This window comes from Leclercia sp. LSNIH3 (assembly GCF_002935105.1).
GTDB classification, from domain to species: domain Bacteria; phylum Pseudomonadota; class Gammaproteobacteria; order Enterobacterales; family Enterobacteriaceae; genus Enterobacter; species Enterobacter adecarboxylatus.
On sequence record NZ_CP026387.1, the window covers coordinates 4051918 to 4071070 of the forward strand.

Sequence of the window (19153 nt, forward strand, 5' to 3'; positions counted from 1 at the left end):
GATGAGAGCAATCCTGGTGAAGACAAGGAGCACCTGAATGGCTCTTGCTATTGGCAGACGCATCCTCTACGCTGCCATCGTTATATTTTATTATGTAATTTGACTCGGGGTGCCCTTCTTTGTGAAGGCTGAGAAATACCCGTACCACCTGATCTGGATAATGCCAGCGTAGGGAAGTCAGATGCCCTCCGGGCTATCGCTTCTTCGCGCAAGGCAGGAGCGATACCATGCAGCCTGACCTGCTCAATTTACACGCCTTACACCATTTCCGAACCCGCTCTCCGCTGACCCACTGCATGACCAATGACGTGGTGCAGACCTTTACCGCCAACGTGTTATTGGCTCTCGGTGCCTCACCGGCGATGGTGATTGAAGCCGAAGAGGCCGAACAGTTTTCCGCGATTGCCGATGCGCTGCTGATCAACGTGGGTACCCTGACCGCACCGCGTGCCCAGGCGATGCGCCGGGCGATTGAAAGTGCAGTGGCGGCAGGCAAGCCCTGGACGCTCGATCCGGTGGCCGTTGGCGCGCTGACGTACCGGACCCGTTTTTGCCAGCAAATCCTCGCCCTGAAACCGGCCGCCATTCGCGGCAATGCCTCTGAAATCCTCGCCCTCGCCGGGATGAGCGCAGGCGGGCGTGGGGTGGATACCACTGATACGGCCGCCAGTGCCTTGCCAGCAGCCCAGGCGCTGGCGCGGCAAACCAACGCGATTGTGGCGGTGACCGGCGAGGTCGATTACGTGACCGACGGGCTGCGTACCCAGACCCTCACTGGCGGCGATCTGCTGATGACCCGGGTGGTGGGGACCGGCTGCGCCTTGTCAGCGGTGGTGGCGGCCAGCTGTTCACTGCCGGGCGACCGGCTGGATAACATCGCCGCCGCCTGTGGCTGGATGAAACGGGCCGGTACGCTTGCTGCCGCGCACAGCAAAGGGCCGGGCAGTTTTGCCCCGGCTTTTCTTGATGCCCTGTGGGAACTGGGAGCGCAACGATGAAACGGATTAATGCGCTCACTATTGCCGGCACTGACCCAAGCGGCGGCGCCGGGATCCAGGCCGACCTGAAAACTTTCTCGGCGCTCGGGGCCTATGGTTGCTCGGTGATCACCGCCCTGGTGGCACAGAACACCCGTGGGGTGCAGTCGGTCTATCGTATCGAACCTGATTTCGTGGCGGCACAGCTGGAGTCGGTGTTCTGCGATGTGCGCATCGACACCACCAAGATCGGCATGCTGGCCGAAACGGATATCGTCGAGGCCGTAGCAGAGCAGCTGCTGCGACATCAGGTAAAAAACGTGGTGCTGGACACGGTGATGCTGGCGAAAAGCGGCGATCCGCTGCTGTCTCCCTCCGCCGTTGACACGCTGCGTAAAAAGTTACTGCCGCAGGTGGCGCTGATCACGCCCAACTTGCCCGAAGCGGCGGCGCTGCTGGATGCGCCTCATGCCCGCAGCGAGCAGGAGATGAAAGCGCAGGGCCAGGCATTGCTGGCGATGGGGTGCGAGGCGGTGCTGATGAAGGGCGGTCATCTGGACGATGCCGAAAGCCCCGACTGGCTGTTTACCCGTGATGGCGCCATGCGCTTTACCGCCCCGCGTGTCAAAACGAAAAATACCCATGGCACGGGCTGTACGCTCTCTGCTGCCCTGGCGGCGCTGCGCCCACGGCACCAAAGCTGGGCAGAGACGGTGCAGGAGGCGAAAATCTGGCTCTCCCGTGCGCTGGCACAAGCTGACACTCTGGAGGTCGGGCATGGTGCAGGCCCGGTGCATCATTTTCATGCATGGTGGTAGACGGCTGGTAATTTGACGACCCGCAGACCAGGCTTAAAGGGCTTACAATCCTGTGAGCCTGGATAAAACATGCCGACGCGCCGTCGGCACTGACGGGAGGAAAACCATGACTGATATTACGCAATTGCTTGGCAAAGATGCCGACAGCCTGTTACAGCATCGTTGTATGACCATTCCAGCCGACCAACTTTATCTTCCTGGCCACGATTACGTTGACCGCGTAATGGTGGACAACAACCGCCCACCGGCGGTGCTGCGCAATATGCAGACGCTGTATAACACCGGGCGTCTGGGCGGAACCGGCTATCTGTCGATCCTGCCGGTGGATCAGGGTGTGGAACACTCTGCGGGCGCATCCTTCGCCGCCAACCCGCTCTATTTTGATCCGAAGAACATCGTGGAACTGGCGATCGAGGCGGGCTGTAACTGCGTGGCTTCTACTTACGGCGTGCTGGCGTCGGTCTCCCGCCGTTACGCGCACCGTATTCCGTTCCTGGTGAAACTGAATCACAACGAAACCCTGAGCTACCCCACCGAATATGACCAGACCCTCTATGCCAGCGTTGAGCAGGCCTTCAATTTGGGTGCAGTCGCGGTAGGTGCCACCATCTATTTCGGCTCTGAGCAGTCGCGCCGCCAGATTGAAGAGATCTCGGCTGCCTTCGAGCGTGCCCATGAGCTGGGGATGGTAACCGTGCTGTGGGCCTATCTGCGTAACCCGGCCTTCAATAAAGACGGAACGGATTACCATGTTTCCGCCGATTTAACCGGCCAGGCTAACCATCTGGCGGCGACCATCGGAGCAGATATCGTCAAACAGAAAATGGCCGAAAACAATGGCGGCTACAAAGCGGTCAAATTTGGCTATACCGACGACCGCGTGTACAGCAAACTGACCAGCGATAACCCTATCGACCTGGTGCGCTACCAGCTGGCGAACTGCTATATGGGCCGCGCGGGGCTTATCAACTCCGGCGGTGCGTCAGGGGGAGAAACCGACCTCACCGATGCGGTGCGTACGGCGGTGATCAATAAACGTGCCGGTGGCATGGGGCTGATCCTCGGACGCAAGGCGTTTAAAAAATCGATGGCCGACGGCGTGAAGCTGATTAACGCCGTGCAGGATGTCTATCTGGATAAGAAAATTACCATCGCCTGAGCAGGCGGCCCGCCTCTTTATCAAGCGGGCCGTTTAAATCATATTACGCCGATCGGGGTTTTTTCCGGCGCAACCGCGAGGTTAAACCCCGGCTACTCGACGCGAATAAAGGCGCAAATCACAAAGGCCAGCAGGTAAAGCGCCGTGTAGGCGATGACCACGCCAAGGGTGCTGAAGTAGGGAAGCAGCACCACCGCAATGGCCGGGGCGAGGAAGTTCGACAGCCCGGCCGACAGGTTATAGACCGAAATCGCCGCTCCGGTGTGCTGAGGTTCCAGCGCGGGGAAGACCGCCGCCATAGGAACGAATGCTGCCACAAAAATGCCCAGCGCAATGGCCGGCACCAGCGCCATGGCAAAGTTATGGCCAAAGTGGAGCGGCATATAATAAAACGCCAGGCTTGATGCCGCCATGCCCAGACAGCCAAACCAGCGAACCACCTTCATCCAGCCTAATTTTTCAGCCACGATCCCCCAGAAAACGTTGGAGAAGATGGTGGTAAAGAAGAAGACCGCCCACACCTGCAGCCACTCGGAGGTGGTAAACCCCAGCTCGTCGACAAACATCATCGGCATGATCACCGCAAAGCCAAACAGCGACAGGGTGTTAATAATGCGCACAATGCCGGAGAGAAAAATATTGCGGTTGGTGTAAATAAGGGTCACCGCCCGGCCAAGTTCGGCAAATTTATCCCGGGTGGAGAGATGATGCATGCGATCGGGGACTTTAACCTGGCGCAAAGAAACCATAGCAATGATCCCACCGGCCAGACAAAATACCAGTGCCAGCCACAGCGTACCCATCTCGCCAATATAGGGGATGGTGAAGCTGGGAATATAACTTCCCGCCACGCCGATACCGACAGAATATACCGCCCAATACCATCCCAGCGCCGAGCTGGTATTTTCCCCACGTACGTTGTGAATAATGATCACGATAAATGAATAGAGGAATAATGGATAAGCGAGGCCGCGAATGCCGTAAAAGAGCAGCATTAGCGCATAGTTTGACTGCCCGAGACCGAAGACCAGGAACAACACATGGAATATGCACCACAGCACAAAGCCAATCAGCATGGTTTTTTGCGGGGTAATGATCTCCGCCACTACGCCTGAAACCCACGCCGAGAGGGCTGCTGCCAGGCCATAGAGGGTGAAGGCCATCGAGGCCTGCGCCGGGGTAAAGCCCAGCGATTTGATGTAGTGCGATAAAAACGCCAGCTCAAACCCATCGCCGGTCATAAAGATGGCGATAGCCAGATATCCCCACAGTAAATTGAGCGGTAATCCAAGCCAGTTTTTTTGAGATAATGCCATATTAACCTCGTTTGTAGCGTACAGGTGGTTACACTCCGAAATGAATTCGGAGTGTGTTTTTTTATTATTAACGTTACTTTTTCCCGGCAATAAAATAGCGCCGGGTGGTTACTCTTTTATCAATTTGGCGGTGTGCTGGAGCTGTTTATAAATGTCATAGCGACGCTGGTGAAGAGCCTGCCAGGCGTCGTCTGGCGAATAATAGCGATCGACATGGGTAAACTGTTTCATAGCGTCGGTTACGGAGGGGGCAATATTCCCCGCAACGGCGCCAAGAATTGCGGAACCCAACAGCACCGGCTCGCTGCACTGGGTGGTTAAAATCGGCATTCCGCAGGCGTCGGCCAGAATCTGCCGCACCAGGGGATGCTGACCCGCACCGCCGCTGATGGCGATATTGCGCGTGTTGACCCCGCAGGCGCGCTGGGCATCGAGGATTTGCCGCAGTCCGTAGCCGATGCCGCACAACCCGGCCATATACAGCGCCAGCAGGTTATCCAGATCGCGCTCCATGCCCAGCCCGCAGATAATGGCCCGGGCATGCGGATCGGCAAAGGGGGCGCGGTTGCCTAAAAATTCCGGCACTACGTGCAGGCCTGCCGCGAGCGCAACGGCCTCCGATGGCTGGGCGCACCGCTGCATCACCCTGTCGGCAAGCCAGACTGGTAGCGGTTGCCCGGCGGCTTGCGCCAGCAGGCGAGCCTCTTCAGCGGCCGGGTGAAACGCCAGCAGCTGATCGATAGCAGCCCCGGCGGCGCTCTGTCCGCCCTCGCTGAGCCATAGCCCAGGCACCATCGCACTGTAGTAAGGCCCCCAGACGCCCGGCACAAAGGCCGGTTCGGCTGTAGAGGTCATGGTGCAAGACGAGGTGCCGAAGACATAGGCCAGGTTGCTTAGCGCTCCCTCTTCAACGCCCACGGTGCCTATCCCGCCCGCGTGCGCGTCGATCAACCCCACCGCCACCGGCGTACCGACAGGTAAGCCCATCTCACGCGCGGCCTGCTCCGTCAGGCCGCTGGCGCAAGGGGTTCCCGGTGCCAGGATCCGTTGGCCGATGCGGGCGAAGTTTTCATCCGCCAGCTCTGAAAGCCCAATGGTGCGAAAATAGTCCGGGTCCCAGCGATTTTCATGCGCAAGCCAGGTCCATTTGCAGGTCACCGTGCAGATGGAGCGCGCCAGATCGCCGGTAGCGCGCCAGGTCAGGAAATCGGCTAAATCAAAAAACTGGCCCGCGCGGTCAAAGATCTCCCGGCGATGCTCCTTCAGCCACAGGAGCTTTGGCGTCTCCATTTCCGGCGAAATTTTGCCGCCAACATAGTTCAGCACCGGATGGTGGGTCGCGTTAATGCGTTCAGCCTGCGCCGTCGCGCGGTGATCCATCCACACGATGACGTTATGCTCAGCGTCCCCTTCTGCGCTCACTGGCAGCGGGGCGCCATCTTTATCCAGTACCACCAGCGAGCAGGTGGCATCAAAGCCTATCCCGGCCACGCTCTGAGGCGCGACGCCAGCGCTGTCGAGCGCGTCGGCAATACAGCGGCAGACGGCCTGCCAGATTTGCTCGCTCGACTGCTCCACTCGCTGCCCGCTGCGGCGAACGGTGGTGATTTTATGCGTGGCGTGCGACAACAGTTGGCCGCTCAGATCGAAGACGCCCGCGCGAACGCTGCCGGAGCCGACGTCCACGCCGATAACGGTTTGCTTTACGTTATTCATGGCGGTCTACCTTATAAATCGACGCTGTTAGGCAGGATAACCAGATCGCGCACGGTGACGTTTTTCGACCGGGTCACCATGAACAGCACCGACTCCGCAACCTCAATGGGCTGCATCAGGCTGCCGTTGGCCAGGGCTTCATCCATTTTTGCCTGTGGCCAGTCGTCCAGCAGGGCGGTGACAACCGGGCCGGGCAGAACGGCGCCCACGCGTACGCCATGCTCAGCCACCTGACGGCGGGTAGTGTGCACGAACGCCTGAACCGCAAATTTAGAAGCAGTGTAAATAGGCTCCCAGATCACCGGCACCACGCCAGCGATGGAGCTGGTAAAGATGATATCGCCCGATTTTTGCGCAATCATGTGCGGCAGTACGGCGCGCACGCAGCGGAACGCGGCGTTGATGTTGAGATTTAACACCCGATCCCACACGTCCGGATCCCCTTCGGCGACCGGGCCACCGATGTAGGCGCCGGCATTGGCATGGAATATATCCAGCCTTCCGGCCAGCCCAATAATCTCGACGAGCATGTTGTCTACCTGCTCTGGCTTAAAGAGATCGATCTGCAGGGCGTAGGCGTTGCTCCCCAGTTCCGCGACGATCTGCTTCAGCTTTTCACCTTCGCGATCGATAAGCACCACTTTGGCGCCAGCGGCCAGCAACGTTCGGGCGCACTCCAGGCCAATACCGGAGGCGGCTCCGGTGATAGCGGCCACTTTGCCATTCAGGGAAGTATTCATGGAGGGGACGGAGTGATTCATTTTATAATCCTTTTTAACATGAGTATTTTTAATGAGCGCAGCTCTCACTGAATTCGGATTTTTTCTGGTAGGTGAAGCAAGTTGCTCAATCGATGAAGCAGATCTAGCATTTGCTCGATTAGCCAGCAAGTGACATTCAAAATGAAGAGGCGAATTTGTGACGCGCGTTGAGAAAACGAAGAAAACGACCATCTACGATCTGGCGGAATTAACGGGCGTTTCCGCCAGCGCGGTGAGCGCGATTTTGAATGGCAACTGGAAGAAACGCCGCATCAGCGCAAAGCTTGCCGAAAAGGTGACGCGCATTGCTGAAGAGCAGGGCTATGCCATCAACCGTCAGGCCAGCCTGTTGCGCAGCAAGAAGTCGAACGTCATCGGGATGATTGTGCCCAAATATGATAACCGTTACTTTGGCTCCATCGCCGAGCGGTTCGAAGAAATGGCCCGTGCCCGTGGCCTGCTGCCCATCATCACCTGCACCCGCCGCCAGCCTGAATTAGAGATCGAAGCGGCCCGGGCCATGCTCTCCTGGCAGGTGGACTGGGTGATCGCCACGGGCGCGACGCATCCTGACAAAATTGCCGAAATGTGCCATCAGGCGGGGGTGCCCACCCTCAATCTCGATCTGCCGGGCACGCTGGCGCCGTCGGTCATCTCGGACAACTATGCGGGGGCGAAGGCGCTTACCGAAAGGATCCTCGCCACCAGTCTGAAGCGTTTTGGCTCGCTGGCCCCGCTGACTTTTGTCGGCGGGCGTATGACCGATAACAACACAGCCGAACGCCTGCGGGGGTTTATTGATGCCCACACCGAGGCAGGCTTAACCGTTCCCAACGCGCAGCAGCTGGTGACCGGGTACTCCTCGTCGCGGGTAGAAGGGTTGTTAAAATCGGTGTTTCACTCGCCGGAGGTGCGGCTGCAGGGGCTGTTCGTCAACTCAACGATCTCCCTTGAGGGGGTAGTGCGCTGGCTGGCGCAGAGCGGCCAAACGGGCTCGCGCCAGCCGCCGATGGGGTGTTTCGACTGGGATCCCTTTGTCTCTCTCCTTGGGCACGATATCGACATGGTGCGTCAGGACGTGCCGGCAATGCTCGATAAGGTGTTTGAGATCGTCGACTCCGGCGATACCTCGATACGCCGTATCGAGATCGCGCCGGAACTGGTCGGCAGCATGAATGTCGCGGAAGACTAGCGGGTTAACAGCCAGCGGGCGGTATGTTCATCGGTCACCAGGCCGTTGATCCATTTGCCTTTTAAGGCTGCCAGTATTGCCGGACGCTTGTCTTCGCCACAGGCCGCCGCAATGCGTGGGCAAGGGTTTTGCCGAATATCGTAGCTGGTGATCAGGCCGTTTATCAGGGTTTCGACGACCTGGCCTTCAGCGTCAATGAAGCGGCCAAGAATTTCACCCACCCCGCCGTGGGCGGTTAATTCATCGAGCTGCGCCCGATCGATAAAACCGTCTTTGAAGATCGGGCTTTGTACGCCCAGGGCGCCGATGCCGACAAAGATCACGTCGGCTTCCTGCGCCACCGTCGAGACGTTGTGAAAAAGTCGCGTGCCGCACCACAGCTTATGCTCTTCGCGCGATTGCGCGTAGCGAGGGGCGGGCCACTGATAATATTTGCCCTGGATTTTACTCGCCAGCAGTAATGGCACATCGTCGTAGTAGTTACACTGACCGTGCTCGTTCATGGCGCTTATCAGCGCCACGCACCGGCTGTTCGGGCTATCGAAATCAATCCGTTTGATGGTCTTTTTTAGCGTCAGACCGGAGCCAATCCCCACCACCCGTGGCGTTTCGCCCTGTAAGTAGCGGGCCATCAGCTGATAACAGCCAAAGGTCACCGCATCCAGCATGCTCTCGCTGGTATAGACGGGCACGATGGTGCAGTCGCTTAGCTGGTACTTCTCCTGCAACAGCTGGGCATAGTTAAGGCAATGAGCGACAGGATGGTGTAGCCCAATAGAGACAATGCCTTCCTCTTTGGCGGCGGCAATCAGACGCTGCACAACTGGCCTTGAAGTTCCAAGCTGACTGGCAATTTCGCTCTGGTTCAGCCCGGTGACGTAGTACATCCATGCGGCTCTGACCTTTTGATCCAGCCTGATGTCATCTTCTTTGCTCACGCTTTCCTGCCTCGATAATGGGGCCAAATGCCTGGCCGATAAGCCGTTATTCTGGCGGCAGCTCAGTAAGGAGGCAAGTGATTTGCTCGCTATTGGTCATTTGTAATTTATTTGGTCATTTGCTCTTTTGTGATCTAACGCTCTTACTTTACACAAATGATTAACTACAGTGCGTACATAACCTCACAGGAGAGCAGAACAATGCACGAGCAAAATACCTGGCTTCACATCGGATTAGGATCGTTCCACCGTGCGCATCAGGCGTGGTATCTACATCGCCTGATTGCCGCAGGGGATACCCGCTGGCATATCGCGGCGGGGAATATTCGCAATGATGCTGAGAACGTCGTTCAGGCGCTGATGGCCCAGAAAGGGCGCTATGTGCTGGAGACCGTCAGCCCAGCGGGCGAGCGCGAATATGAAGAGATCACCTCGCTGCAAAAACTGATTCCATGGCAGGCGGATCTACAGCCGCTGATTGCCGAAGGCGCCAGGCCGCAAACGAAAGTGATCGCCTTTACCGTGACGGAAGGGGGGTACTATCTGAACACAAGCCATAAGCTGGACGTGAAAAATCCGGATTTGGCAGGCGACCTGCAGGGAGCGAGCAATACCATCTATGGCGTGATCGCCCGCATTCTTGAAGCCCGTATGGCCAACGGCGCCGGGCCGTTAACCTTGCTGAACTGTGATAACGTCCGCCATAACGGCGAGCGTTTCCACGATGGCCTTGTTGAATTTTTACACCTCACCCACCGTCAGACGGTGATCGACTGGCTGCACGTTAACGCGACCTGCCCGAATACCATGGTCGACCGCATTACGCCGCGCCCGGCAGCCGATCTTCCGGCGCGGATCAAAGCGCAAACCGGCATTGACGATCGCGCGCCGGTGATGGGCGAAACCTTCATTCAGTGGGTGATTGAGGACAACTTCCGCGACGCGCGTCCGGCGCTGGAGACCGTCGGCGTGGAGCTGGTGGCGTCGGTCATTCCGTATGAAGAGGCGAAGATCCGCATTCTTAACGCCTCGCACAGCTGTATCGCCTGGGCGGGAACGCTCATCGGCCAGCGCTATATCCATGAAAGCACCCTGACCGATTTCATCTACCGGATAGCCGATCGCTACGTGACGGAAGATGTCATCCCGAGCCTTGGCGATAACGGCATCGATTTACCCCTCTATCGCGATGTGGTGCTTAAACGCTTTACCAACCCCTACATTCAGGATACCAACCAGCGCGTGGCGGCGGACGGGTTCTCCAAGATCCCGGCCATGATCGCCCCGACCCTGCGGGAATGTTATCAGCGCGGCGCCCGCCCTGAGGCCACCGCCATGCTGCCGGCGCTGTTCTTTGTCTTTATGCAGCAGTGGCATCTCGGCAAACTGCCGTATGTGTACCAGGACGGCATCCTGGACGCGGCCGCGGTGCACGCCATGTTTGACGCAGCCGATCCCGTTGCGGTGTATGCCGGGGATAAAGCCCTGTTTGGCGATCTGAGCGAGCGGGCGGATTTTGTTGCGCTCCTGCGCGAGAAGATCGCCACCGTTAATACACTGATCGGTTAAGGGGGCGCTATGTATCTTGGCATCGATCTGGGCACCTCAGAAGTGAAGGCGCTGGTCATTAATGAATATAACGACATTGTCGCCAGCCACAGCGCGCCGCTGACTATTCAGCGGCCACATCCCCACTGGTCGGAACAATCCCCGGCGTCCTGGTGGGAGGCAACGGAATACCTGATGACGACCCTGCGCGAGAAATGCGGGGACCACTGGCAGGCCATTAAGGCTATTGGCCTCTCCGGGCAGATGCATGGCGCGGTCCTCCTGGATGAAAAGGGCGAAATCCTGCGCCCGGCTATCCTGTGGAATGACACCCGCAGCGCGCAGGAGTGTGCCGAGCTGGAAGAGCTCGCCCCCGAGCTGCATCAGGTGGCCGGCAATCTGGCGATGCCGGGGTTTACCGCCCCGAAACTGCTGTGGGTGCGTCGACATGAGCCGCAAATCTTCGCGCGCATTGCCAGCGTACTGCTGCCGAAAGATTATCTGCGCTTCAAAATGACCGGCAAAAAAATCTCCGATATGTCTGATGCGGCGGGCACCCTCTGGCTGGACGTCGGTAAGCGTGACTGGTCCGATGCGCTGCTGCAAAAATGCGGCTTAACCCGCGAAAACATGCCCTCCCTGGTGGAAGGGTGCGAGGTGTCGGCCACTCTCGAGCCAGGCCTCGCGCAACGCTGGGGTTTGCACTCCTCGGTGATGGTGGCCGGGGGCGGGGGTGATAACGCCGTCAGCGCCATCGGTGTGGGGGCGGTGTCGCCGGGTGATGCGTTTATTTCGCTGGGCACCTCGGGGGTGCTGTTTGTGGTGACAGACGCCTACCGTCCTGCGCCGCAGTCAGCCGTGCATGCGTTTTGCCACGTGCTGCCTAATCGGTGGCATCAGATGAGCGTCATGCTCAGTGCGGCCAGTTGCCTGCAGTGGTTTTGTCGTCTGGTCGGCACCACCGAGGCCACCCTGCTTGACGAAATAGCCCAACTCTCGGACGCTGAAAAAGCCGCTGCGCCGCTGTTCCTGCCCTATCTGTCCGGGGAACGAACCCCGCACAACGACCCCGACGCCCGGGGAATGTTCTGGGGGCTGACCCATGCCAGCCAGCGGGCCACCATGGGGTACGCCGTGCTGGAGGGCGTCAGCTTCGGCATCGCCGACGGGCTGCGCGTCCTGCAGGAGAGCGGCACCCGGACAGAGCAGTGTTCGCTGGTGGGCGGCGGGGCCAGAAGTCCGTTCTGGGCCCAGCTGCTGGCGGATATTCTGGATCTGCCCGTCATCACCCACAAAGGCGGTGAGACGGGCGGGGCGCTGGGTGCCGCACGACTGGCATGCCTTGCCGCCGGTAAATCGCTGGCCGCGGTGTGCGAAAAACCGGAAGTCCATAAAATCTGGCGCAGCGATCCGCAGCGACACGCCGCCCTGATGCAGCGCTATCAACAATTCATGGCCCTCTATCAAAACGACCTGAACTATCGAACTCATTAATTTTAATAAAAAACGCCCTCTGGCAATACTGCCAGAGCGGCGCCCTGTACCTACAAAAGAGGTCAATATGTCGTTAAACACGAAACAATGGCTGGGGTTACCGCTGAGCCTGGTCTGGGGATATATCGCCATTGCCGTCTTTATGACCGGGGATGGTTTTGAACTGGCGTTTCTTTCCCACTACATTAAATCGCTCGGGTTTACCCCGGCGCAGGCCTCGATGGCCTTCACCCTCTATGGCCTGGCCGCCGCGCTGTCGGCATGGGTCTCGGGCGTAGTGGCAGAGATCATTACCCCGCAAAAAACCATGCTGATTGGCTTTGTGCTGTGGTGTATTTTTCACGTGCTGTTTATGGTCTTTGGCCTGGGCCATACCAACTACGCGCTGATTTTACTGTTCTACGGCCTGCGCGGTTTGGCCTATCCGCTGTTCCTCTACGCCTTTATCGTTGCCATCGTCCATAACGTGCGTAGCGACAGCACCAGCGCGGCGCTGGGCTGGTTCTGGGCGGTTTACTCTATCGGCATCGGGGTTTTCGGAAGCTACATTCCCAGCTTCACCATCCCGCATATCGGGGAAATGGGTACGTTGTGGCTGTCGCTGCTTTTCTGCGCCATTGGCGGCATTATCGCCCTGGTCTCCCTGCGTAACATCAAGACTCCCCGGCATATGCAAAACCTTACCACCCGGGAAAAGTTCAGCGAGTTGGGGCGCGCCGCTACTCTGCTTTACACCAACCGCAGCATCCTGCTCTCCAGCATTGTGCGCATTATTAACACCCTGTCGCTGTTTGGCTTTGCGGTGATCATGCCGATGATGTTTGTCGACGAGCTGGGGTTTACCACCTCCGAGTGGCTGCAGGTGTGGGCGGTCTTCTTCTTTACCACCATCTTTTCCAACGTTTTCTGGGGCGTACTGGCCGAGAAAATGGGCTGGATGAAGGTGGTGCGCTGGTTTGGCTGTCTGGGCATGGCGGCATCAAGCCTGGCGTTTTATTATATGCCGCTCCACTTTGGCCATAACTTTGCCATGGCGCTGGTGCCGGCCATTGCGCTGGGCATTTTTGTGGCGGCGTTCGTCCCTATGGCCGCGGTCTTCCCGGCGCTGGAGCCGCAGCACAAGGGGGCGGCTATTTCGGTCTATAACCTGTCGGCCGGGCTGTCGAACTTCCTCGCTCCGGCGATCGCCGTGGTGCTGCTTCCCTACTTCAGCACTATTGGCGTGGTCATCGCCTACACGCTGCTCTATCTGTTGGCCTTCGTACTCTGTCCGTTCATTCGCGTTGAGCAGCCGGGATTTGCTTCGCAGCGCACGGCTGAAAGCAGGGTGGCGGACCTCTCTTAACAGGCACATTACCGGTTCCTGATGGCTGGAAACCGCTGAATAACCTACCAAACTGTGAGCGCAGATCCCCCGGGGATGTCACCGGTCTTATGCGTCCTGCTCTGCGCTTACACCCCTTCCGATCCAGCTCACACTTCGTTGCGCTTTTGTGAAAAGTGTCACTTCCTCCCGTGCATATGCCCAATAAATGGGCAGCGCTTAGCGGAATTTGTCTAAGGCAGTGGATGAATTTTGCGCTTACAGTTAGTTTCGAAACAGCTTTTCAAATTGCTAAAGGCACTGAACCTACGTTGTTTTAAGGACTCATAATGAAAATCGAATCTGTAAACGTCACCGTCTTTCAGTATCCCACGCGTCGGGTTTCCGATACTGCCGGGCATTCCCATCCGGGACCAGAAAGCCTGGCAAAAATGGCGATGCTAACCATTACCGCAGACGATGGCACCAAAGGGTATTCATTTGCACCGCCGGAAGTGGTGCGCCCTTTTGTGGTCAACACCTTCTTTCGTAAAGTGATGATCGGCCAGGACGCGTTTAATCGCGAGAAGATCTGGCAGGAGTTGGCACACTGGCAGCGCGGCAGCGCCCACCAGCTGACCGAACGTGCGCTGGGGTTTGTTGAGCAGGCGCTGTGGGATCTGATTGGCCGTAAACTCAACATGCCGGTGTGGAAGCTGCTCGGCGGCTACCGCGATAAAGTTCCGGCTTATGGCAGCACCATGTGTGGCGATGATCTGCCCGGCGGTCTCTCCACGCCGGAAGAGTACGCCGGCTTTGCCGAAAAACTGGTGGCCCGCGGTTACAAAGCGATCAAGCTGCACACCTGGATGCCGCCCGTCTCCTTTGCCCCTAATCCAAAGATGGATGTCAAAGCCTGTGCCGCGGTGCGTGAAGCGGTCGGCCCGGACATCGACCTGATGATCGACGGCTACCACTGGTACAGCCGCGCTGAAGCGCTCTACATCGGCAAAGAGCTGGAAAAACTCAACTTCGCGTGGTTTGAAGAGCCGATGGAAGAGGAGAGCATGTCCTCTTATGCCTGGCTGGCGGAAAACCTCTCCATTCCGATCATCGGGCCAGAAAGCCTGGGCGGTAAACACCACAGCCGCGCCGACTGGGTGAAAGCCGGGGCCTGCGACATCCTGCGTGCCGGTGCCAATGGCGTCGGTGGTATCTCGCCAACCCTGAAAGTGGCCAACCTCGCAGAATCGTTCGGCATGGACTGCGAAGTCCACGGCAACGGCGCGGCAAGCCTGGCCGTCATTGGCGCGATCAAAAACTGCCGCTGGTACGAGCGCGGCCTGCTGCATCCGTTCCTTGATTATGATGAACCGGCAGCGTATCTGCACAGCCTGATCGACCCAATGGACGATGAGGGCATGGTCAGCCTGCCAACTCGCCCGGGACTCGGCGAAGACATCAATTTTGCGTATATCGAAGCCAATACCGTCAGCCACGACTGATAAATAAAACTTCTACCCTACAAACGGTATACACAGATGAAGAAAAACTCCCTCACCGGGGCGTGTTTACTCGCGCTCTCGCTGATGATGGGGAGCGGGGCGGCGTACGCAAAAACGCCGCCCGATCAGCTCATCATTGGCATGAACATGAACAACCTGCTGACCCTCGATCCGGCCGCGATGACCGGTAACGAAGTGGTCGGCATTGTGGTCAATCTTTACGATTCACTGGTGGAACTGGATCCCAATACCCTCACCAACGTTAAACCGGCGCTGGCGAAATCCTGGGACATTTCACCGGACGGCAAAACCCTGACCTTCCACCTGCGCGACAACGTGACCTTCCACTCCGGCAATCCGCTCACCGCCGAGGATGTGGTGTGGTCGATGCGCCGCCTGCTGCACCTGAACCTGGCCCAGGCGTCAGTGTGGAAATCTTACGGCTTTTCCAAAAAGAATATTGACCAGCAGATTAAAGCCCTGGATGACTACACCGTGCAGCTCACCCTGCCAAAGGCCAACGATCCGCAGCTGGTGATCTACTCCCTCGGCGCGCTGGGCAACCTCGGCGTGCTGGACCGCAAAACGGTGCTGAGCCATGAGGTGAACAGCGATTGGGGCAACCGCTGGCTGACCACCAACGAAGCCGGTTCCGGGCCGTTTATGCTCGAGACCTGGCAGGCAAAAGACGTGCTGCGCATGCAGCGCAACCCCAACTACTGGCGTGAAGAGCCGAAGATGAACCGCGTCGTGTTGCGCCATTTCCAGGAGTCGCAGACGCTGCGCCTGATGGTGGAGAAGGGCGATCTGGATATCGCCAGCAACATGGCGGTGGCCGACATCAACGCCCTGCGTAAGGATCCGCAGCTGACGGTGGAAGCCGTGCAGAAGGGCACAGTCTACTACGTGGCGATGAGCATGAAGGAGGCGCATTTCGCCAACCCGAAAGTGCGCGAAGCGGTGCGCTACCTGATTGATTATCAGGGGATCAACAAGGCGCTGATGCCGGGCTACGGCGTGCTGCACCAGCGGCCAATCAAGGCGGGTATGCCGTCCACCTTGCCGGATCCCGGTTATAAGCTGGATATCCCGCGTGCCAAAAAACTGCTGGCGGAAGCAGGTTATCCGGACGGTTTCGACACCACTTTGCGGGTGCTGGCGGATCAGCCGTTCCTCAATATCGCCATCGCGGTGCAATCCACCCTGATGCAGGCGGGCATTAACGCCAAAATCATCACTGGCACCGGAAACCAGATCTACGGTGCGATGCGCGAGCGTAAGTTTGACATGCTGGTCGGGCGCGGCGGCAGCGGCGTGGAGCCGCATCCACACTCCAGCCTGCGCGCGCTGGTCTATAACCCGGACAACAGCGACGAAGCCCGGCTGACCAACTTCCAGGGCTGGCGTACCAGTTTCTACGACAAGCCGCTGAACGAGATGATCGACAAAGCCCTGCTGGAGCGCGATCCGCAGAAACAAGTGGCGGATTATCAGCAAATTCAGGTGCGTTATGACCAGCTGATCCCGGCTCTGCTGCCGCTGTCGCAGATGGTCGATTCGGTAGTGGTGCGTAACGAAGTCAAAAACTTCCAGTCGCACCCGTCAGCGACCACCTTCCTGCGGGAAGTGTACAAAACCGGAGGTGAAAAATGAGCGTTGCGATCCTTGCGCCTGGCTCCCGCACCCGCCGTTTTTCAAAACGGTTAACCCAGGTGCTGGTGACCCTGTTCGGTCTGCTGGTGCTGACGTTCTTTATTGGCCGCGTGATGCCGGTGGATCCGGTGCTGGCGATTGTCGGACCGGATGCCGACCACAGCACCTACCAACAGGTCTATCACCAGCTGGGTTTTGATCAGTCGTTGCTGACGCAGTTCGGTATCTACCTTGGCAACCTGCTGCAGGGGGATTTTGGGAATGCCCTGCTGACAGGTAAACCGGTTCTGGATGACATTCTGCGTGTCTTCCCGGCGACGCTGGAGCTGGCGACGATGGCGATTATTGTCGGGGCCGGTTTAGGCATTCCGCTGGGGGTCCTGGCCGCCGCGCGACGCAACAGCGTCTCGGATTACGTGGTGCGCATCATCAGCCTCGCCGGGTATTCCACGCCAATCTTCTGGGTCGGGATGATGGGCCTGCTGCTGTTCTACGCCTGGCTTGGCTGGGTGGGCGGCGCCGGACGGCTGGATCTGGGCCTGGATGGCCTGGTGCCACGCCGCACCGGGTTAATGACCGTCGATGCCCTGCTGGCAGGCAACAGCACGGTGTTCTGGAACGCCATCAACCACCTGGTCCTGCCCGCCTCGCTGCTGGGGTTCCACTCGCTGGCCTACATCAGCCGCATGACCCGCAGCTTTATGCTGGCCCAGCTGTCGCAGGAGTTCATCATCACCGCCCGGGTGAAAGGTTTAACCGAGCGGCAGGTGATCTGGAACCACGCGTTTCGCAATATCCTGGTGCAGCTGCTTACCGTGGTCGCGCTGGCCTATGGCTCGCTGCTTGAAGGGGCGGTACTGATTGAAACCGTCTTCTCCTGGCCGGGTTTTGGCTCCTATCTCACCGGTAGCCTGCTGCTGGGGGACATGAACGCGGTGATGGGCTGCGTGCTGCTGGTGGGGATCATCTTTGTGATGCTCAACCTGCTCTCCGACATGCTGTATCAACTCTTTGACCCGAGGACGAAATCATGACCGTTTCTCTGGATACACCTCTGCAACCTGTCCGCAGCGAAGGGCGCCAGCGTCTGACGCGGATGGCCCGCCGTACCTTCGGGTTTGTCGGGCAGATGGCGCGCAACCCGCTGACGGCCATCGGTGGCGGCATCATCCTGCTGCTGTTGATCGTGGCAGCCTTCGCACCGTGGATCGCGCCCTACAACCCACTGGTGCAGGATCTGAATAACGCCCTGGTGGCACCGAATGCACAGCACTGGTTCGGCACAGACGAGTTTGGTCGGGATATCTTCAGCCGTCTGGTCTACGGCTCGCGCATCACGCTCTATATTGTGCTGCTGGTGTCGGTCACCGTCGGGCCGCTGGGGCTGCTGTTGGGCGTGACCGCCGGGTACTTTGGCGGCAAAGTCGATGCGGTGTTGATGCGCGTTACCGATATCTTTATCTCTTTCCCGAGCCTGGTGCTGGCGCTGGCGTTTGTCGCGGCGCTCGGTCCGGGGCTGGAACACGTGGTCATTGCCATTACGATTACCGCCTGGCCGCCGATCGCCCGTCTGGCCCGCGCCGAAACCCTCTCGCTGCGTCAGGCCGACTTTATCTCTGCCGTACGTTTACAGGGCGCGTCTCCGGTGCGGGTGCTGTGGCGGCATATCGTTCCCCTGTGCCTGCCATCAGTGATTATCCGTATCACCATGAACATGGCCGGTATCATCCTGACCGCCGCCGGTCTCGGCTTCCTCGGCCTCGGCGCGCAGCCGCCGGAGCCGGAGTGGGGAGCGATGATCTCCAGCGGGCGTACCTACATGATGGAGTGCTGGTGGGTGGTCACTATTCCGGGGCTGGCAATCCTGATCAACAGCCTGGCGTTTAACTTTTTAGGAGATGGCTTACGTGACATCCTCGATCCTCGCAGCAACTGATGCGCCACTGCTGGACGTGCGTGACCTGCACGTTGACTTTATCAACGGACGCGCGGTCACCAACGCGGTGCGCGGCGTCTCCTTTCAACTCGGGCGAGAGAAGCTGGCGATTGTCGGCGAGTCGGGTTCCGGGAAATCCACCGTCGGGCGGGCGCTGCTGCGCCTGCACCCGGCAAAGGCGCAGATCAGCGCCACCCGGATGCAGTTTGGCGATGTGGACTTACGCACCGTCAGCGAGGCGCAGATGCGCGGCATTCGCGGCAAGCGTATTTCGATGATCATGCAGGACCCGAAATACTCCCTCAACCCGGTGGTGTGCGTCGGGGATCAGATTGCTGAGGCCTGGCTGACCCACCATCCGGGGCGCAAGGCGGAGGCGAAAGCCAAAGTGCTTGAGATGCTGGACGTAGTGCGCATTCGCCAGCCGGAGCGGGTGTATCAGCTCTATCCGCACGAGATCTCCGGCGGGCAGGGGCAGCGCATCATGATTGCCATGATGCTGATCACTGACCCCGAACTGGTGATCGCCGATGAACCGACCTCGGCGCTGGACGTTTCGGTGCGGCTGCAGGTGCTGGGATTACTTGACGATTTGGTCCAGTCCCGTGGGCTGGGGCTGATCTTTATCAGCCACGATATTAACCTGGTGCGCAGCTTCTGCGATCGGGTGCTGGTGATGTATGCCGGACGGGTGGTGGAGTCGATTGCCGCCTGTGACCTGCATAATGCGAAGCACCCCTATACCCAGGGGCTTATCAATGCCCTGCCAGAGATGAACCACCGCCGTCCGGTGCTGCCGGTGTTGCAGCGCCAGGCCAGCTGGTTGACGGAATAAGG

General features: G+C 58.8%; 16 protein-coding genes and 1 riboswitch. Of the genes, 12 read left to right on the plus strand and 4 right to left on the minus strand.

All coding sequences use genetic code 11. From position 1 onward, the window contains the following. The first annotated feature begins 95 nt into the window (after nucleotides 1-95). Nucleotides 96-192: riboswitch (TPP riboswitch) on the plus strand. Nucleotides 193-227: 35 nt separating this feature from the next. The 3 genes from thiM to fbaB all read left to right on the plus strand — a co-directional run bounded on the left by thiM (nucleotide 228) and on the right by fbaB (nucleotide 2954). Further along, nucleotides 228-998 (plus strand): hydroxyethylthiazole kinase, encoded by a 771-nt coding sequence (gene thiM, locus C3F35_RS19600; protein ID WP_032612523.1) that lies wholly within the window; start codon nucleotides 228-230, stop codon nucleotides 996-998. Next, nucleotides 995-1795: a bifunctional hydroxymethylpyrimidine kinase/phosphomethylpyrimidine kinase gene (gene thiD, locus C3F35_RS19605; protein ID WP_077226247.1), complete on the plus strand. Its 801-nt coding sequence runs from the start codon at nucleotides 995-997 to the stop codon at nucleotides 1793-1795. The genes thiM and thiD overlap by 4 nt, the downstream gene beginning before the upstream one ends. Before the next feature lie 106 nt (nucleotides 1796-1901). After that, nucleotides 1902-2954 (plus strand): class I fructose-bisphosphate aldolase, encoded by a 1053-nt coding sequence (fbaB, locus tag C3F35_RS19610; RefSeq protein WP_032612519.1) that lies wholly within the window; start codon nucleotides 1902-1904, stop codon nucleotides 2952-2954. 92 nt (nucleotides 2955-3046) lie between these two features. On the opposite strand, the gene C3F35_RS19615 is transcribed toward fbaB, so the two are convergent. The 3 genes from C3F35_RS19615 to C3F35_RS19625 form a co-directional block, all read right to left on the minus strand. Next, on the minus strand, nucleotides 3047-4270 hold the full coding sequence (locus tag C3F35_RS19615) for an RbtT/DalT/CsbX family MFS transporter (RefSeq protein ID WP_103792159.1): 1224 nt from the start codon (nucleotides 4268-4270) through the stop codon (nucleotides 3047-3049). A 108-nt stretch (nucleotides 4271-4378) separates the two neighbouring features. Continuing rightward, on the minus strand, nucleotides 4379-5986 hold the full coding sequence (locus tag C3F35_RS19620; RefSeq protein ID WP_103792158.1) for an FGGY family pentulose kinase: 1608 nt from the start codon (nucleotides 5984-5986) through the stop codon (nucleotides 4379-4381). Between the two features lie 11 nt (nucleotides 5987-5997). Further along, nucleotides 5998-6747, minus strand: a complete 750-nt coding sequence (locus tag C3F35_RS19625) for an SDR family oxidoreductase (RefSeq protein WP_032612512.1) — start codon at nucleotides 6745-6747, stop codon at nucleotides 5998-6000. A 157-nt stretch (nucleotides 6748-6904) separates the two neighbouring features. Here C3F35_RS19625 and C3F35_RS19630 point away from each other — a divergent pair, with 157 nt between their 5' ends. Further along, entirely contained in the window at nucleotides 6905-7939 is a 1035-nt protein-coding gene (locus tag C3F35_RS19630) for a LacI family DNA-binding transcriptional regulator (RefSeq protein WP_032612510.1), read from the plus strand. Here C3F35_RS19630 and C3F35_RS19635 read toward each other — a convergent pair. Beyond that, nucleotides 7936-8877 (minus strand): sugar-binding transcriptional regulator, encoded by a 942-nt coding sequence (locus C3F35_RS19635; protein WP_103792157.1) that lies wholly within the window; start codon nucleotides 8875-8877, stop codon nucleotides 7936-7938. The genes C3F35_RS19630 and C3F35_RS19635 overlap by 4 nt on opposite strands. Before the next feature lie 201 nt (nucleotides 8878-9078). Here C3F35_RS19635 and dalD point away from each other — a divergent pair, with 201 nt between their 5' ends. From dalD to C3F35_RS19675, 8 genes are all read left to right on the plus strand, one after another. Then, the gene (gene dalD, locus C3F35_RS19640) at nucleotides 9079-10446 is read left to right on the plus strand and encodes a D-arabinitol 4-dehydrogenase (RefSeq protein ID WP_103792156.1); all 1368 of its coding nucleotides are present in this window, start codon (nucleotides 9079-9081) and stop codon (nucleotides 10444-10446) included. A 9-nt stretch (nucleotides 10447-10455) separates the two neighbouring features. Further along, entirely contained in the window at nucleotides 10456-11919 is a 1464-nt protein-coding gene (gene xylB, locus C3F35_RS19645) for a xylulokinase (protein WP_103792155.1), read from the plus strand. 67 nt (nucleotides 11920-11986) lie between these two features. Beyond that, nucleotides 11987-13264, plus strand: a complete 1278-nt coding sequence (locus C3F35_RS19650) for an RbtT/DalT/CsbX family MFS transporter (protein WP_032612501.1) — start codon at nucleotides 11987-11989, stop codon at nucleotides 13262-13264. Between the two features lie 308 nt (nucleotides 13265-13572). Then, nucleotides 13573-14727, plus strand: coding sequence for a mandelate racemase family protein (locus tag C3F35_RS19655; RefSeq protein WP_103792154.1), 1155 nt, complete (start codon nucleotides 13573-13575; stop codon nucleotides 14725-14727). Nucleotides 14728-14763: 36 nt separating this feature from the next. Further along, on the plus strand, nucleotides 14764-16380 hold the full coding sequence (locus C3F35_RS19660) for an ABC transporter substrate-binding protein (RefSeq protein ID WP_059307545.1): 1617 nt from the start codon (nucleotides 14764-14766) through the stop codon (nucleotides 16378-16380). Further along, nucleotides 16377-17414, plus strand: coding sequence for an ABC transporter permease (locus C3F35_RS19665; protein ID WP_032612495.1), 1038 nt, complete (start codon nucleotides 16377-16379; stop codon nucleotides 17412-17414). Before C3F35_RS19660 ends, C3F35_RS19665 begins: the two co-directional genes overlap by 4 nt. Beyond that, nucleotides 17411-18316: an ABC transporter permease gene (locus C3F35_RS19670; protein ID WP_032612493.1), complete on the plus strand. Its 906-nt coding sequence runs from the start codon at nucleotides 17411-17413 to the stop codon at nucleotides 18314-18316. The genes C3F35_RS19665 and C3F35_RS19670 overlap by 4 nt, the downstream gene beginning before the upstream one ends. Continuing rightward, the gene (locus C3F35_RS19675; protein ID WP_213019185.1) at nucleotides 18279-19151 is read left to right on the plus strand and encodes an ABC transporter ATP-binding protein; all 873 of its coding nucleotides are present in this window, start codon (nucleotides 18279-18281) and stop codon (nucleotides 19149-19151) included. Before C3F35_RS19670 ends, C3F35_RS19675 begins: the two co-directional genes overlap by 38 nt. Nucleotides 19152-19153: the final 2 nt, after the last annotated feature.